This window comes from Allobosea sp. CRIB-10 (assembly GCF_900112185.1).
GTDB lineage: Bacteria > Pseudomonadota > Alphaproteobacteria > Rhizobiales > Beijerinckiaceae > Allobosea.
On the sequence record NZ_FOKP01000023.1, the window covers coordinates 37,227 to 50,434 of the forward strand.

The 13,208-nt window shown below is 68.5% G+C and carries 11 protein-coding genes; 7 read left to right on the forward strand and 4 right to left on the reverse strand.

Annotated features, from left to right (window positions below; translation table 11 throughout):
* Nucleotides 1-3: 3 nt before the first annotated feature.
* Together BMZ69_RS23585 and BMZ69_RS23590 are read left to right on the forward strand one after the other, a co-directional pair.
* Nucleotides 4-750: an N-acetylmuramoyl-L-alanine amidase gene (locus BMZ69_RS23585; protein WP_092161434.1), complete on the forward strand. Its 747-nt coding sequence runs from the start codon at nucleotides 4-6 to the stop codon at nucleotides 748-750.
* Nucleotides 751-806: 56 nt separating this feature from the next.
* Entirely contained in the window at nucleotides 807-4,490 is a 3,684-nt protein-coding gene (locus BMZ69_RS23590) for a DNA/RNA non-specific endonuclease (protein WP_092161436.1), read from the forward strand.
* 82 nt (nucleotides 4,491-4,572) lie between these two features.
* On the opposite strand, the gene BMZ69_RS23595 is transcribed toward BMZ69_RS23590, so the two are convergent.
* Nucleotides 4,573-5,214, reverse strand: a complete 642-nt coding sequence (locus tag BMZ69_RS23595; RefSeq protein WP_092161438.1) for an NrsF family protein — start codon at nucleotides 5,212-5,214, stop codon at nucleotides 4,573-4,575.
* 75 nt (nucleotides 5,215-5,289) lie between these two features.
* Nucleotides 5,290-5,931 (reverse strand): sigma-70 family RNA polymerase sigma factor, encoded by a 642-nt coding sequence (locus tag BMZ69_RS23600; RefSeq protein ID WP_244543502.1) that lies wholly within the window; start codon nucleotides 5,929-5,931, stop codon nucleotides 5,290-5,292.
* A gap of 150 nt (nucleotides 5,932-6,081) precedes the next feature.
* Here BMZ69_RS23600 and BMZ69_RS23605 point away from each other — a divergent pair, with 150 nt between their 5' ends.
* The 5 genes from BMZ69_RS23605 (at nucleotide 6,082) to BMZ69_RS23625 (ending at nucleotide 11,405) form a co-directional block, all read left to right on the forward strand.
* Nucleotides 6,082-7,731 carry a thiamine pyrophosphate-binding protein gene (locus BMZ69_RS23605; protein ID WP_175506942.1) on the forward strand — a complete coding sequence of 550 codons (1,650 nt, stop codon included), beginning with the start codon at nucleotides 6,082-6,084 and terminating at the stop codon, nucleotides 7,729-7,731.
* The gene (locus BMZ69_RS23610) at nucleotides 7,731-8,927 is read left to right on the forward strand and encodes an OpgC family protein (protein WP_092161442.1); all 1,197 of its coding nucleotides are present in this window, start codon (nucleotides 7,731-7,733) and stop codon (nucleotides 8,925-8,927) included. Before BMZ69_RS23605 ends, BMZ69_RS23610 begins: the two co-directional genes overlap by 1 nt.
* Before the next feature lie 69 nt (nucleotides 8,928-8,996).
* Entirely contained in the window at nucleotides 8,997-10,403 is a 1,407-nt protein-coding gene (locus BMZ69_RS23615) for a tetratricopeptide repeat protein (RefSeq protein ID WP_092161443.1), read from the forward strand.
* Between the two features lie 19 nt (nucleotides 10,404-10,422).
* Nucleotides 10,423-10,908 carry a hypothetical protein gene (locus tag BMZ69_RS23620; protein ID WP_092161444.1) on the forward strand — a complete coding sequence of 162 codons (486 nt, stop codon included), beginning with the start codon at nucleotides 10,423-10,425 and terminating at the stop codon, nucleotides 10,906-10,908.
* 17 nt (nucleotides 10,909-10,925) lie between these two features.
* Nucleotides 10,926-11,405, forward strand: a complete 480-nt coding sequence (locus tag BMZ69_RS23625) for a YHS domain-containing (seleno)protein (RefSeq protein ID WP_175506943.1) — start codon at nucleotides 10,926-10,928, stop codon at nucleotides 11,403-11,405.
* 259 nt (nucleotides 11,406-11,664) lie between these two features.
* Here the strand turns inward: BMZ69_RS23625 and BMZ69_RS23630 are convergent, their stop codons facing one another.
* Nucleotides 11,665-12,351 (reverse strand): class II aldolase/adducin family protein, encoded by a 687-nt coding sequence (locus tag BMZ69_RS23630; protein ID WP_244543503.1) that lies wholly within the window; start codon nucleotides 12,349-12,351, stop codon nucleotides 11,665-11,667.
* Complete coding sequence (locus tag BMZ69_RS23635; protein ID WP_092161446.1) at nucleotides 12,348-13,205, reverse strand: VOC family protein; 858 nt, start codon at nucleotides 13,203-13,205, stop codon at nucleotides 12,348-12,350. Before BMZ69_RS23635 ends, BMZ69_RS23630 begins: the two co-directional genes overlap by 4 nt.
* Between the last annotated feature and the right edge of the window lie 3 nt (nucleotides 13,206-13,208).

Here is a 13,208-nt window from a genome sequence, read left to right on the forward strand (position 1 = left end):
ACCATGGTGGATATCGTGATCGACCCCGGCCACGGCGGCAGCAGAAACGTCGGCGGATCCGACGCCAACCATGCATCGGGGCCGAGCGGGCTGCTGGAGAAGACTGCCACTCTCGACGTCGCCAAGCGCGTCGCCAAGGCGCTCGCGGCAGCTGGCCACAACGCCGTGCTGACGCGGACAACCGACGACAATCTGGGGCTGTCCGCCCGCGCCAAGGTCGCGGCGAGGCTCAAGGCCCCCGTCTTCGTATCGATCCACTTCAACGGCTTCGACGGCGCGACGCAGGGGACCGAGACCTTCTGCCATACGACGCATTTCCCGAAATCGGCAGCGCTGTGCAAGGCGGTTCAGGCCGCCGCCGTCGCCGCAACCGGCCTGAAGGACCGCAACAGGGGTGGCGTCAAGACGCTGGGCCTGGGCGTTCTCAACCCCAATTCCCACGACGCGGCGACAGCCTGCGTCCTGCTCGAAGTCAGCTTCATGGACGTGCCCGAGGAAGACCGGCGGCTGCAGACCGCGGCCTACAAGGACAAGGTGGCAGCGGGCATCGCGGCCGGCATCGGCGCTTACGTGGCCACGCTCGCCGGCGGGCGGGAAGGCGTCCCGACGCGACAGGTGCAGGACGGTTTCGAAGCACTCCAGCCCCGCCGGCCAAAGGCTGCGGCCGCTCTGGAAGCGCCTCGTCGCCGGCGCGCGGCAGCGTCGAAGAAGAAGGCCGCGGGCGAGAGCGGGCAAGCGAAGCGGGCCTGACGACGGCGAGCGGCCGACTGCGGACACTGCGTCCCGGCAACGTGAGACTGGAAGCCATGGCGAGCGGATCTGCATCGGTCGACTTCTTCAGCAGCATCCTGGCCCAGGATGCCGCCGGCGAACGGGAGAGCCCGCTCGCGCGCCTGTCCTCGGGCGAGCGCGCAGCCGCGGCATTGGAGGGCCGCCGGAAGACGAGCGAGGAGCTGGTGCCGGAGGGGACACCGGACTTCCTGCGCGCCGACACCGAGGAGACGCTGCGCCGGCTGCGCCATCGCGAGCCGCTCGACGCGAACCATCGCTTCGCGCTCGAGGCGATCATCATCCCGGACCGCAGGCCGCCGATCCTGATCCGCGATGGCGACTACACGGTGCAGCACAAGGATTGGCTGCACCTCAACACCCCAGGGGCCAAGGCTCTGATCAAGCCTGCCATCGCCGCCGCCTGCCGCATCGAGCTGCCGGACAGCGGCGTCCCATTCCTCGGCACCGGCTTCCTGGTCGGCGATGGCCTGCTGATGACCAATCGCCATGTGGCGGAGGCTTTCGTCGACGGCGTCGGCCGCATGGGCATCAGCCTGTCGGCCGGCGCCGAGCCCTTCGTCGACTTCGTGAAAGAGCACGGCAGTCGGAAGAAGCAGGTCTTCGACATCACCGGCGTGGCCATGGTGCACCCCTATTGGGACATGGCGCTGCTCAAGCTCGGCGAGCTTCCCGACGGTCACCCATGCCTGAGGCTGACGCAGCAGCAGCCGGACGACATGCTGGGGCACGACATCGTCGTCATCGGCTATCCCGCGCGCGACGAGGAACGCAACGCCGCCCAGGTACAGCGGCAGGTCTTCGGCCAAATCTACGACGTGAAGCGCCTGATGCCCGGCAAGATCGGCGGTGCCGGCGCCACGGCCGGCCAGGCGCGGCTTCGCTATCCCAGCTATGAGCAGGACGTCAGCGCCATGCTGCACAACGCCTCGACGCTGGGGGGCGCGTCCGGGTCCCTGGTCCTCAATCTCACCACCGGCGATGTGCTCGGCCTGCATTTCGCCGGAGAATACCTGCGGTTCAACTGCGCGGTGCCCGCCGCCGAGCTGGCGACGGATGCGCGCGTGGTCGATGCCGGCGTCCACTTCGCCGGGAAGGCGCGCGGTGATCTCGGCGCCTGGCGCACGGCCTGGAACCGCGTCGAGCACGCCGCCCCTGTCGAGGACGACGTGGAAGACCGGGGGTCCTCCGGCGACGGCGGCGTCCGCCCGGCGATCCGTTCGGATGGCGGCGTCGTCCGCCTGACGGTGCCCCTTGAGATCGAGCTTCGCCTCGGCACGCCGATTCTCGGCGCAGCCGGCATGGCGAGCCCGGGCCCGGCCACCGACGATCGCCTGAGAGCCGATGACGCGATCGCAGCCGAGAAGGCGGTCGAGCCGTTCCACGAGGAGGACTACGAAACCCGCAAGGGCTACAGCGAGGATTTCCTCGGCGTTCCATTGCCCTTGCCGACGGTGAGCGATCTCTCGCAGGTCTCCAGGCTCGACGATGGCGACCATGTGCTCCGCTACCAGAACTTCTCGATCGTGATGAACAAGGCGCGGCGCATGGCGCTCTTCACCGCGGCCAATGTCGACGGCACGGCCGCGGCCAAGCGCCCCGACCCCAGCAAGGCCACGACACGCGGAGCGCTCGGCGGCCTCGGCGAAAGCGATACGGAGAAGTGGTTCACCGATCCGCGCATCCCGGCGCTGCACCAGCTGCCGGACCGTTTCTTCACCAAGGACCGGCAGGCCTTCGACAAAGGCCATCTCGTCCGCCGCGAGGATGCGGCCTGGGGTGGCAGCTTCGCCGAGCTTCGCCGCGCCAATGGCGACACCTACCATGTGACCAACTGCTCGCCCCAGGTGGCGGTCTTCAACCGCTCGGCCAAGGCCCGGGACAATTGGGGAGCCCTCGAGAACTTCGTGGCCAAGGTCGTGAAAGGCGGCCGGGTCTCGCTGTTCTCCGGCCCGATCTTCGATCGGAGCGACGACATCTTCCACGGCGTCGACGATGACGGCCGGGTGCAGGTGAAGATTCCGAAAGCCTACTGGAAGGTGGTGGTCGAGGCCGAGGGCGACGCCCTGCTCGCCTATGCCTTCGTTCAGCAGCAGGATCTCTCCGGCGTGCGCTGGGAAGAGCGGCTTCAGGTTCCGGCGACGTTCAAGCCGTTCATGCTGCCTTTGGCCGAACTCGAGCAAAGGCTCGAGCTCGTGCAGTTCCCGCCTGAGCTTCACGGGGCCGACCAGTTCGACACCGCGCGTGGCAGCCAAGTGCGCGAAGCCGAAGGGCTGCCCGGCCGCGGCGCGCCCCGTAAAGCGAAACGACGCCGGACTGTCGAGGGACTCGCAGCCGGGCCGAAGACCTTCCGCGATCCGATCCTGTCGGTGTTTCAGTCCGCGACCGCAAAATTCGTCCGCGACCGGGCTGCAGCCGCAGCGGACGACCCGCGCCCATCGACCGAGGCGCTCCGTCGCGAGGGTCTGGAAATACTGGATGCGGAGCGCGCCTGCCAAGCGGCGCTGGAGGCCGCGGCGCCGGAGGCGCGCTCGACCATCTCGTCCAGACAGGAGGGCCTGACAGCGCTGGAGCACGCATCGCATTGCGCGAGGTTGCTGCTCGAACTCGCCAAGGCGAGGGCGTTCGGCGACGAGGCGACGGCGAAGGCCCTGCTCGACCAGGCAAAGACCGGGAAATGCGACCCGGCCTGGGCAGACACGGTCTATGAACACGCCAAGGCCTATGGCGTTCTGACGGACCCCTCACGCCGGGTCTATGTCCCGCCGAAACCGGGCGATGCCCAGGTGATCCCGATGAATCCCGCGAGCCGGATCGCGATCTTCGGTGACTGGGGCACCGGGGCCGGCCCGGCGCGACTGGTGATGAGCAATATCCGAGAAAAGCGGCCCGACATCCTGCTGCATCTCGGCGACATCTACTATTCCGGCACGCCGGACGAAACCAAGGCGAATTTCGAAGACGTCATCGACCAAGCTTACCAGGGCGCCCAGCAGCGCCCGGCCATCTACACTTTGTGCGGCAATCACGACATGTACAGCGGCGGTCAGGGCTATCATGACCTGATCGCCCGTCTCAATTCCGGCAAGCTGCGGCAGAAGGCGAGCTGGTTCTGCCTTCGCGCCACCGACAAGTCCTGGCAGATCCTTGCCATGGACAGCGGCCGAAACGACTACCACCCGCTGCTGCACCGCCAAACCTTCATCGAGGAAGCCGAGCAGCTCTGGCTGGTCGAGCGGGTGAAAGACTTTCCCGGCCGCACGATCCTCGCCTCGCATCACCAGCTCTTCTCCGCTTTCGATGCGCCGGGCGGCCCCCTGCCCTCCGGAGGCGCCGATCCCGTCAACCGGCGTCTCAAATCGGTGCTCGACAGGCTCGTTGCGGCCGGCGGCAACGTCGTGGCCTGGTTCTGGGGCCACGAGCACAATCTCGGCATCTACGAGCCTTATGCGGGGCTCGCGCGCGGGCGCTGCGTCGGTCATGGCGGCGTTCCCGTCTTCACCGACGAGGACCCTTACGAGCCTCTGGCCGAGTTGGTCGATCCGCCGGCGATCACCGCGGGCACGCGCATCGTGCCGGATGGCGAGTACTACGCCCACGGCTTCGCCATCCTTGAGTTCAAGGACGGATCGGCCAAAGCGGAGTATTTCCAGAATGTCGGCGGCGTGCTGCAGCGGCACTACGCCGAAACCATCGCCTGAAGCGGCGACAGCCGCCGAGACAGACCGGAATGGCGTCATGGCCTCCGCGGAGCGAGATGGTCGCAGGCGACCGGAGCCCTGCTCACCAGCGCAATAGCCGCGGAAAGGCCGCCGCGCCGATAGCGGCGACCGCCGCGATCGCGATCGTGTACCACGTCGCCAGGAAGGGCGCGGCGTCGTCCGGGCAGTGCAGACTGTAGGCGAGCGTCGCAAGCCCCGCCGAGGCGAGGCCGGCGCAGGCGCCCGTCACCCTGCCGTCGACCGGCGCGCCATGGCGCGCAAGCCCGTACAGGACCACGAGCGGCACCAGCGCATAGAGCGGCACCGCGATGAGGCAGGCTCGCCAGTGGCGGCCGAAGACCAGCTCGCCCCATTGCTCGGCGGGCGCCTGCGCCAGCGTGACCAGGGCCCAGCCGGCGACGAGCGCGACCGGAAGGGCGACGAGCGGCAAGCTCCGGCCCGGCCTCAGCCCGGGCCGAAGGCTGCGCTGGAACAGAACAAGCGCGATGCTCGCGACGCTGGCGCCGAGCAGCGCCTTGGCGATCACGGGGCGTGTCAGCCAGGCGCCTGCGATGTCCGCACGAGCACCGAGGATGAGGAGGACAAGCAGGACGGTCAGCGCCAGCGCCGCCAGGGCACAGAGCCAGGTGGCGCGGCGCAGCCAGCCGGTATCCACCGGGCGGTGGCCGGCGGTCATCACGGCGATCAGGTCATCGGTTCGCATGGCTGTCTGTTCCACTTGGCAGGAAGTTCGGGCCAAGCCGCCGAAAAGTTACGCACTCACAATCGTGCAGGGGCATCATCCCGGCCGCCCCCCGCGTCGCGAGAGAAACCGGGCCATGGCCTGCAGGCCGCGATGGATCGCGACCTTGGCCGCGGTCTCGGTCATGCCCGCCGCCTGCGCAGCCTCGGCGATGCTCGCGCCCTGGAGCTTGACCCGGTCGATCAGCCTGCGCGTGCGCTCCGGCAGGGCCGCCATGGCGCGCTCCAGGTCGAGCCTCGCTTCCGAGGCCGCACCACCGGCCGGATCGGCGAGCTGATAGGCCTCATCGTCGAGCGGCAGGCTGCCGGCATGGCGGCCGGAGCGGCGCAGATGGTCGATGAGCTTGTAGCGCGCGATGGCATGGGCCCAGGCTGTCACCGGGCTCGTGCGATCATAGGTGTGCTGCGAGAGATGCAGCGCCAGCAACGTCTCCTGCAGCACGTCCTCGACTTCGCTGGGCTCATGGCGCCCTGCCCGGGCCAGCATGCTACGCAGATAGCCGCGCAACCGCACGCTGATCGCGTCGAGAAACAGCCGATAGGCAGCGGCATCGCCGGCGAGCGCGGCAAGGAAGACCGGTCGAAGCTGGGTTTCGAGTTCGTCGAGCGACAAGGCAGGCGCGCTTTTCGGGAGGTCGCGGGTCGGGCCGGCCTCTTCCGTCGCACGCTCATGACGCACTCACAAGCCGGGACGGGGCGGCCGAGGTTCGCGAACTCGCGCGGAGGGATCGGACAGGTCGGCCTCACATCGGCGTGATCATGTAACCAAACCGCTCTCCGCCGCGATCTCTCCCGCAACGCCGCCCGCCCGGCGAGCTGGAGACAGAGCATGCGTCACGAACGGATAGCGGCCGCGGAGTCGAGCGAAACCGGCCCGGAAGAGATCGTGACCGGCGCGGATCTCCTGGCCGCTCGCCTGGCGGCAGCAGGCGCGACCCATGCCTTCGGCATCCCCGGCGGCGAGGTGCTGGCGCTGGTCGATGCGCTCGGTCGCGCCGGCATCCGCTTCGAGCTGGCGCGGCATGAGAACGCCGCCGGCTTCATGGCCGAGGGCCTCTGGCACACGACGGGAGCCCTGCCGGTGCTGGTTGCGACGCTTGGGCCCGGCGTCGCCAACGCGGTCAACGTCGTCGCCAATGCGCAGCAGGACCGGGTGCCCCTCATAGTCGTCACCGGCTGCGTCGATCAGGCGCTGGCCGAGAGCTACACGCATCAGGTCTTCGACCATCAGGCGGTGCTGCGCCCGCTGGTCAAGGCGAGCTTCCGGGTTGCGCCCGGCACCGAGGACCTCGTCGTCGAGAAGGCGGTGGCCATCGCGCGACGCGGACGGCCGGGGCCGGTTCATATCGACCTGCCGATCTCGGTCGCCGAAACCCGGACCAGCCTGCGCGAGGCGCCCGCCATCCCGCCTCCCTCTTTCGTCATTCCGGCTGATCTCGGGCCCGCGCGAACGCGGCTCGCCGCCGCGCAGAAACCGCTGGTCATCGCCGGGCTCGATCTCGTCCAGGATGGTGCTAGCGGGCTCGAACGCTTCCTGGCCGCCACGGGCGCACCGCTCCTCACCACCTACAAGGCAAAGGGGCTTGTGCCGGAGGACGATCCGCGCGTGATCGGCGCCGTCGGCCTCTCACCCAAGGCCGATGCCATCGTCCGCCCTCTGATCGACGCGGCCGATCTGATCGTGCTGGCCGGCTACGACCCGATCGAGATGCGCCAGGGCTGGCGCAATCCCTGGCCTATCGGCAAGCCGGTGATCGACATCGTCGCCGAGCCGGTCCAGCACGGCATGCATGCATCGAGCCTGCTGCTCGAAGGCGACGTCGGCGCGATCCTGACGGCTCTGGCGGATGATCTGCCGACAAAGGCAGCCTGGATCGACGGCGAGCCGGCCATGGTCCGCAGCCGCCTCCATGCCGCCTTCGCCGCTCCTGCGGCATGGGGCCCCCCTATCGTCTTCGAGACGCTGCGCGCCATTGCTCCTGCGGGCACGATCGCAACCGCCGATTCCGGCGCGCACCGCATCCTGCTCAGCCAAATGTGGAGCTGCGACGGGCCGCGCCGCCTGCTGCAGTCGAGCGGGCTCTGCACCATGGGCTGCGCCCTGCCGCTGGCGACGGGCGCGGCGCTCGGCTCGGGCCAGCCGACGCTCTGCTTCACCGGCGATGCCGGACTGGAGATGGTGCTGGGCGAGCTGGCGACGCTGCGCGATCTTCGCCTGCCGGTGATCGTCGTCGCGCTCGTCGACAAGGCGCTCGGGCTGATCGCGCTGAAGCAGCGCCAGCTCGGTCTTTCCCGTGCCGGCGTCGACATCGGCGAGACCGACTTCGCCGCCATCGCCCGGGCGATGGGTGGCCATGGCGCGACGATCGACGATCGCGAAACCCTCGGGCGCGAAGCACAGGCAGCCTTCCGGCGCCGCGACGGCTTCACGCTGCTGGCCTGCCGGATCGATGCCGCCCGCTATGAGGGAGCCTTCTGATGGCCGCCCTCCCCGCGACGCCAGCGAAGCGGCCCCGCGACGAACGGCTCGACGTCTTTCGCGGCCTGACCATGCTGATCATCTTCGTGGCACATCTGCCTGAGAACAGCTGGAATGCGTGGATCCCGGCCCGTTTCGGTTTCTCCTCAGGCGCCGAGCTCTTCGTCTTCTGCTCCGGCATCGCCAGCGCGCTCGCCTTCGGTGGCGTCTTTGTCCGGCGCGGGCTCGCGCTCGGCACGGCGCGCATCGCCTATCGGATCTGGCAGGTCTACTGGGCCCAGATCAGTCTTGTCCTTGCTCTGATCGCTGTCGCCGCCGGGCTCGACCATGTCTTCGGCTTAGGCAAGGTCGCCGAGCAATTCCCGCCGCTGCTCACCGATCCGGCGAGCGCGCTGCTCGGCATCGCCACCCTGACCTGGCAGCCGGACTATCTCGACATCCTGCCGATGTATCTCGTCATACTGGCGCTGATTCCGGTGATGATGCTGGGCCGGCGCCTCCACCCCGCCCTGCCCTTCCTCGTCGCCGCGCTGCTCTATGTTGCGGTCTGGACCAGGGGGCTCAACCTGCCTGGCAATCCGTGGAACGGCGCGGGCTGGTTCCTCAATCCGTTCGCCTGGCAATTCATCTTCTTCATCGGCTTCTTCATCAGCATGAAGTGGTTGCCCGTGCCCAGGCTTGGCGACCGGCGGCTGATGCTCGCCGCTGCGCTCTTCCTCCTCGTCTCGCTGCCGCTGTCCTTCTGGGGCATCCTCGAGCACTGGCCGCTGGCGCAGGCCGCACGCGACCTTCTCATCCCCGTCAACGAGAAGACCGACCTGCACATCCTGCGCGTGCTGCATTTTCTGGCGCTCGCCTATCTCGTGCTGAGCCTGATCGAGCCCTGGCGCGACCGGCTCGACCGCGGCGCTGGCCATCTCCTGATCCTGATCGGCCGGCAGTCGCTGGCGGCTTTCCTCGCCAGCGCCGTGCTCGCCCGGCTGCTGGGCGCGGTCGCCGACCTGGCCGGGCGCAGCGAGCCCATCGTGGCGCTGCTCAACCTCACCGGCTTCGCGCTGATCCTCGCCACCGCGATCCTGGTCAGCTGGTTCAAGCGCGCGCCCTGGGCCGGCCCGGAGCGAAAGCCCGTGGCGGAACGCCAGGAGGACCCCACGCCCGACGCCACCCTGCCTACACGGGTCCGTGAAGCGAGTTGAACGCCGCTTGATCGACCTGTTGCGAACTCCCTGAAAAGCGCCCTTCCCGGCGCGGCACCGGAGCAGCCCATGTCCTACGCCACGCATCACGACCTGTCCGGCGACCGCATCACCGTGGCGAACGACGCCGCGCGCCTTGCCTGGAACGACACGCTCGAAGCGCTGCTCGCCCATGCCGCCGCGACGCCCGATCATCTCGCCCGCACCCTCGCCGCCGATCCCGATTTCGCTTTGGCCCATGCCGCCAAGGGTCTGATGCTGCTCTCGCTGGCGCGCGGCGAGCTGCTCGCTCCGGCCCGCGACTGCCTCGCCAAGGCGCGGGCAGCGGCGCATCTGCGGCCGATCACACGGCGCGAGACCATGGTCGTCGAGGCGCTGGCGCTCTGGCTCGACGACGCGCCGCGCCGGGCGGCCGAGCGGCTGGAGGCGATCCTCCTTGCCCATCCCTTCGACGTGCTGGCCCTCAAGCTCTCGCACGGCATCCGCTTCATGCTCGGCGACCAGGCGCAGATGCTGTCGACCCTGCGCCGCGTCGCGCCCGGCTTCGGCGAGCATCATCCGCTCGCCGGCTACGTCCATGGCTGCCACGCCTTCGCGCTCGAGGAACAGGGCTTCTATGCCGACGCCGAGCGCGCCGGCCGCCGCGCCGTGAGCTTGAGCCCGCGCGACGCCTGGGGTCGCCATGCCGTCGCCCATGTGCTGGAGATGACCGGTCGGGCCGACGAGGGCATCGCCTGGCTCGGCGACGGCCGCAACTGGGCCCACGCCAACAACCTGCGCTTCCATATTTTTTGGCATCTCGCGCTATTCCGGCTGGAGCGCGGCGAGACCGGCGAGGTCCTGCGGCTTTACGACGAGGAGATCCGGGCCGAGTCGACCGACGATTATCGCGACATCGCCAACGGCGCCTCGCTGCTGGCCCGGCTCGAATTCGCCGGCATCGATGTCGGCGAGCGCTGGGAGGAGCTCGCCGCCAGGGCGGAAGGCCGCGTCCATGACGGCTGCCTCGTCTTCGCCGACCTGCATTATGCGCTGTCATTGCTCGGCGCCGGCCAGACCGACGGCGCAGAGGCTATCGCCCGCGGCCTGATCGCCGATGCAAAAACTCATCATAGCGGCGAGCGGCGCGATGCCGCCCGCACCGGCGCGCTCGCCGCCTTCGGACTGATCGCCTTCCACGAGCGCGACTATGGCGAGGCCGCCCGCCTGCTCGGGGCCGCGCGCCCCGGCCTGCTCACTGTCGGCGGCAGCCATGCCCAGCGCGACCTGTTCGAGCAGGCCTATGCCGAGAGCCTGATCCGCTCCGGCAATCACGACCGGGCCGCGATCGTCCTGCTCGAGCGCCTGGCCCGGCGCCAGGGTCACAACCGTTTCGCCAGCCGCCGGCTCGAAAAGCTCGGGCGGCTCGGAAAGACCGCGAGCGGTCTCGTCGCCGCGCTCGCCGTCGCCTCCACCCCGCTCGCCATCGCCCACTGATCCCACGGAAAGGACCGCCATGACCACCGCGACCATGACCAGGGGCTTCGCGCTGCCCTCGGCTCGCATCGTGATCAATCTCGCGATCGGCGGCTTCGCCGGCCTCGGCTTCTGGGAGCTGTTCTCCGCCGTCCCGACTGCCTGGTTCGCCGAATATCCGCTGGAGCCGCCGGAGCTGGTGAAGTCGCTGTTCGCCCATCAGCTCGGCATCACCCTCTCGACGCCGACCGCCAAGCTGCTGCATTTCGTCACCGGCTTCCTGTTCTATCCGCTCGGCTACTGGCTGCTGACGCGCTGGGTGAAGAGCTTCGGCATGCCCGCCGACGGCTGGATCTGGGGCGTGATCACCTATTTCATCGCGCTCGCCTTCTTCGCTCCGCTCGCCGGCCAGCATTTCCTGCTGCACGACGTGCCGCGCCTCTCGCTGATGAGTCTCGTCGGCCATGCGATCTATGGCTGGCTCGCGGCCTATGTCTTCGAAGCGCTCGAAGCGCGCCGGTCCTGAACGCGGAGGGCAAGACGATGCTCGACAGACGCAGCTTCATCCATCTGGCAGCAGTGGTGTTCGTCCCCGGCCTCGTTGGAGCGGAGGCATGGTCGGACGCGCCCCGCCCGGCCAACACGCTCGGCTCGACCGAGGAACTCGCGATCCGCGGCTACGACCCCGTCGCCTATTTCCGCGACGGCGGTCCGCGCCTCGGCAAACCGGAATTTTCGGTGCGGCATGGCGGCGCCATCTGGCGCTTCGCCAGCGCAGAACACAAGGCGCTGTTCGAGGCTGAGCCGAAGCGCTATTTGCCGGCCTATGGCGGCTTTTGCGCCTATGGCACATCGCGCGGCTATCTCGTCAAGATCGAGCCAGAGGCCTGGTCGATCGTCGACGGCAAGCTCTACCTCAACTACGACCTCGGCGTGCGCGAGACCTGGGTACGTCGCACGAAGACCTATATCGCCCGCGCCGACGCCACCTGGCCCAGCCTTACCGCCAAGGACATCCGCTAGCCGAGTTCCCGCGGAACCATCACCGTCATCCTGGGCGAGCGAAGCTCGTCCCGGGATCCATCGTAGAGCTCCGGAACCCTACGATGGCTCCCGGAGCTGCGCGGCTGAACCCGCTTGTCCAGGATGAAGACAGGGTTCCGAGGAATGTCCGCGCACTCTAGAGCATTTCCGCAATTCTTCGAATCGCGAAATTGCTCTAGGCCCTTGTTTTATCGCATTTTCTTCACGCGAACCGGTGTCCACTTCGCTCGAAAATGCTCTAGGTCCTCTCCGACGCCAGATAGGCCCACATCCGCTCGAGGATGGCGCCGGACCAGGTCGCGCGCTGTGCTGCCTCGGCTTCGCCGAGAACCACTCCGGCCTCGGCGATGCCGGCGGCCCGGGCCTCGAACTCGACCCGCGCCGCGTCCTCCAGATACCAGGTCAGGACGACGGCCTCTTCCAGGCTGGCGCCGGCGGTGACCGCGCCGTTGCCGCGCATGACGATGGCGCGCGCCTTGCCCATCTGCTCGGCGAGGGCGGCCGCCTGCTCGTCATTGCGCAGCAATTGCGGATCGTCCCAGAGCGGCGGCTGCGGCGCGAAATAGCTGCCGAAGCCGTGCCGTGGCTTTGGCGTGATCCGGGCCGTGCCGAGCGTCATCACCCTCGGAGGCATCGAGCGCACGACGCCGCCGACTTGCGGCCGCCGGCGATAAATCTCGCGATGGATGCGGACCTCGCCGAGCACGCCGTCAGGTAACGGCCCATCAAGCGGGACGACGCTGCAGACATCCTCATCCGCGACAAGGCCGAGCGGCTTTGCCGGCGAGACCAGGAAATGGCCCGCGTCGAGACGCATGGAGCAATGGCCATAGGCATGGACGAGGCCATGGCGCGCCAGCGCGCGCCCGGCCTGCCGAACCAGATCCTCCTGGGCGGCGCTCGGCCGCGAAGACGAACCGCTCACTTGTTGAATTCGGCGATGTTGGGCTTGGCGCCCCATTTGCAGAAGCCCTTCGGCTCGAACATGAACTGGCGCTCGCGCCAGAGCAGCTCGTCGGCGATCTCGCGCACGCCGCTGGAATATTCGAAGACCATGCCGTCCGGTCCCTCGAAATAGAGGAACTTGGCCGAGGAGGTCGGATGCCGGCCGGGGCCGAAGACCATGCGTACCTGGCGGTCCTTCAGGAACTGGTGCGAGCGCATGATGTCGTCGCCGGTCTCGACCTGGTGGTTGATGTGCTGGATGCCGGGCTTCGCCGAAGGGAAGAGCGCGATGGTGTGATGGACTTCGTCGATGCGCAGCAGCGGCGCATCGCCGATCCGGTCGGAGACCTGGGCATTCGTGACCTTGGTCCAGAACGCCTCGTCGCGGGCGAGGTCGCTGGAGCAGAGGCCTACATGGCTGAAGCCGGTGATGCCGGCATCGCGGGCGCCGTGATAGCGCCGGCCGCTATAACCCGGCCGCCAGGCGAGCTCGATCGGATTGCCGGTCGGGTCGCGGAAGGCGATGAAGTCGTGGACCTTGCGCAGCGCCGCCTCGGACGCTGTGCCACGCCGGACCGGATGGCCGAGCGCTTCGAGCTGCGCCGCGGCTTCGTCGAGATGGAATTGTTCCTCGACCTCGAAACAAACGACCTGGTCGCCCGGATCGCCCTCGAAATAGCAGAGCGTGTGCTCGCGCTCGTCCGACTTGAAATAGACCGAGCCCTTGGCGCGTTCGGCGACGTCGAGGCCGAGATATTCGGTGGCGAAATGGGTCGCGCCTTCGAGATCGCGGGTCCCGAGCCGGACATAGGAGACATCGGCAAGCTTGATCATGGG

Bases quoted from the DNA above. Each gene is read 5' to 3' on its own strand.
- BMZ69_RS23585 (WP_092161434.1), top strand. From the start codon at position 4: ATGGTGGATATCGTGATCGACCCCGGCCACGGCGGCAGCAGAAACGTC.
- BMZ69_RS23590 (WP_092161436.1), top strand. From the start codon at position 807: ATGGCGAGCGGATCTGCATCGGTCGACTTCTTCAGCAGCATCCTGGCC.
- BMZ69_RS23595 (WP_092161438.1), bottom strand. From the start codon at position 5,214: ATGCGAACCGATGACCTGATCGCCGTGATGACCGCCGGCCACCGCCCG.
- BMZ69_RS23605 (WP_175506942.1), top strand. From the start codon at position 6,082: ATGCGTCACGAACGGATAGCGGCCGCGGAGTCGAGCGAAACCGGCCCG.
- BMZ69_RS23610 (WP_092161442.1), top strand. From the start codon at position 7,731: ATGGCCGCCCTCCCCGCGACGCCAGCGAAGCGGCCCCGCGACGAACGG.
- BMZ69_RS23615 (WP_092161443.1), top strand. From the start codon at position 8,997: ATGTCCTACGCCACGCATCACGACCTGTCCGGCGACCGCATCACCGTG.
- BMZ69_RS23620 (WP_092161444.1), top strand. From the start codon at position 10,423: ATGACCACCGCGACCATGACCAGGGGCTTCGCGCTGCCCTCGGCTCGC.
- BMZ69_RS23625 (WP_175506943.1), top strand. From the start codon at position 10,926: ATGCTCGACAGACGCAGCTTCATCCATCTGGCAGCAGTGGTGTTCGTC.
- BMZ69_RS23635 (WP_092161446.1), bottom strand. From the start codon at position 13,205: ATGATCAAGCTTGCCGATGTCTCCTATGTCCGGCTCGGGACCCGCGAT.